The sequence below is a fragment of the Streptomyces sp. HSW2009 genome, from assembly GCF_040240285.1.
In the GTDB taxonomy this organism is placed as follows: domain Bacteria; phylum Actinomycetota; class Actinomycetes; order Streptomycetales; family Streptomycetaceae; genus Streptomyces.
Genome location: NZ_JBEHZD010000824.1, coordinates 1 through 2,457, shown reverse-complemented (window position 1 = coordinate 2,457; position 2,457 = coordinate 1). Strand labels below are relative to the sequence as shown.

2 protein-coding genes are annotated in these 2,457 nt (G+C 72.1%); one reads left to right on the top strand and one right to left on the bottom strand.

Features of this window, described 5'->3' with window-relative positions; genetic code table 11:
- Positions 1–192: 192 nt before the first annotated feature.
- Positions 193–1,476, bottom strand: a complete 1,284-nt coding sequence (locus AAHZ94_RS32610) for an adenylosuccinate synthase (RefSeq protein WP_349997320.1) — start codon at positions 1,474–1,476, stop codon at positions 193–195.
- Positions 1,477–1,663: 187 nt separating this feature from the next.
- On the opposite strand from AAHZ94_RS32610, the gene AAHZ94_RS32605 reads away from it, so the two are divergent.
- A partial coding sequence (locus AAHZ94_RS32605) for a diacylglycerol kinase family protein (RefSeq protein WP_502964850.1) occupies positions 1,664–2,457 on the top strand: 794 nt, incomplete at its 3' end.

Below are 2,457 nucleotides of genomic sequence, written 5' to 3'. Positions count from 1 at the left end.
CCCCCCCCCCCCCCCCCGGCGCCCGGCGCGGGGGCTCGGCGATGGGTAAACCAGACAGCCCGGGCGGCGCCGGGGCACCCGCACGCGCGCCGGGCGGCCGTCCCCGATCGGGACGGCGCACCCGGCGCTCGTATGCGGCCCGTGCGGGCCGTGCGGCCCCTGCGGCCCAGCGGGCCCGTACAGGCCTGCGGCTCAGAGGAAGGAGTTGACCTGAATCGTCTCGTCCCGGCCCGGGCCGACGCCGATCGCCGAGATCGGCGCCCCGGACATCTGCTCCAGCGCCTTCACGTACGCCTGCGCGTTCTTCGGCAGGTCACCGAAGGTCTTGGCCTTGGTGATGTCCTCCGACCAGCCCGGCAGGTTCTCGTAGATGGGCTTGGCGTGGTGGAAGTCGCTCTGGCTGTACGGCAGCTCGTCGACCCGCTTGCCGTCGACCTCGTACGCCACGCAGACCGGGATCTGCTCCCAGCCGGTGAGCACGTCGAGCTTGGTCAGGAAGAAGTCGGTGAGGCCGTTGACGCGCGTCGCGTACCGCGCGATGACCGCGTCGAACCAGCCGCAGCGCCGGTCGCGACCGGTGGTCACGCCGCGCTCGCCGCCGATGGTGCGCAGCGCCTCGCCGTCCGCGTCGAGCAGCTCGGTCGGGAACGGTCCGGCGCCCACCCGCGTGGTGTACGCCTTCAGGATGCCGATCACCCGGCTGATCTTGGTGGGACCCACGCCCGAGCCGGTGCAGGCGCCGCCGGCGGTCGGGTTGGAGGAGGTCACGAAGGGGTACGTGCCGTGGTCCACGTCGAGCAGCGTGCCCTGGCCGCCCTCGAAGAGGACGACCTTGCCCTCGTCGATGGCGTTGTTGAGGATCAGCGTGGTGTCGGCCACGTAGTCCTTGATCTGCGCCGCGTAGCCCAGGTACTCCTCCACCACCTGGTCGGTGCCGATGGCCCGCCGGTTGAAGAGCTTGACCAGTATCTGGTTCTTGTCGTGCAGGGCCGCTTCGACCTTCTGGATCAGGATCGACTCGTCGAAGAGGTCCTGGACCCGGATGCCCACCCGGTTGATCTTGTCCGCGTACGCCGGGCCGATGCCGCGCCCGGTGGTGCCGATCTTCCGCTTGCCGAGGAAGCGCTCGGTGACCTTGTCGATGGTCTGGTGGTACGGCGTGATCAGATGGGCGTTACCGCTGATCAAGAGCTTGGACGTGTCGACGCCGCGGTCGTTCAGCCCGCTCAGCTCGGAGAGCAGGACCGCCGGGTCCACGACGACGCCGTTGCCGATGACCGGTGTGCAGCTGGGGGAGAGGATTCCGGAAGGGAGCAGGTGCAGCGCGTACTTCTGGTCACCGACGACGACGGTGTGACCGGCGTTGTTACCGCCCTGGTAGCGCACCACGTAATCCACCGAGCCACCGAGCAGGTCGGTGGCCTTTCCCTTGCCTTCATCACCCCACTGAGCACCGAGCAGCACGAGTGCGGGCACAGGCGTACACCCCTTCCGGGCGGGGCATGTCCCACGTGCGTGGCGGTGCGCGTCATCGCGTCCCCGCCGGCAGAGCCGTCGGACCGGTGCCCCGGAATAGACCAAGCCCCTGGCGCAATAGCGCAAGGGGCTCTTGCACCGAGATGCTACCTGAGGAAGGACCGAGGTGTCGGCTCCAGAGCCCCGCGTGAGCGCAACGCCACCGCTGCTCATGATCATCGACCCGGGCGCCCGGCGCGCCGACGGGGAGTCCGTACGGATCGCCAAGGACGTGCTGTGCGCGCGGGCGACCACCAAGATCTGCCTGCCGGACGGACCCGACGAGCTCACCCGGGCGCTGGCCCGCCGGGGCAGCAGACGGCCCGTGGTGGTGGGCGATGACCGCGCGCTGCTGCGGGTGGTGACGCTGTTGCACCGGGAGCGGACGCTGGCCACCACGCCGCTGGCGATGGTCCCGGTCGGGCCGCCGGCCGCGGTCCGGCTCGCCAGCGCCCTCGGCATCCCGACCGACGCGGTGCGGGCCGCCCGCACCGTGCTCGACGGCTGCGACCACCGGCTCGACCTGCTGGTCGACGACAGCGACGGGGTGGTGATCGGCGAGTTGAGCGTGCCGTGCGGCGAGGGCGCCGCGGGGCCGCACGACGACGCGCCGGACACCGCCCCGCACGACCCGGCGGACCGCCCCGCGGACCAGGATCACCCACACCATCCCGACCACCCCGACCGCGCGGGTCAGCCCGCACATCCCGGTCGCCCTGATCGCTCCGGTCGCCCTGACCGTCCTGCGCACCCCGCGCACCCCGCGCACCCGGGCGACGTCGGCTGGCCGGCCGGTACGGGATCTGCGACCGGTGCGGGCTCGGCAACCGGTGCAGGTCCAGCCGGTGCCGGCCGTGCGGTCGGTACGGGCCAGCCGGCCGACGGACGCTCCACTGGCGACCAACCGGTGGCCGCGGGGGCCGGGCCCGGCGACGGCCGTGG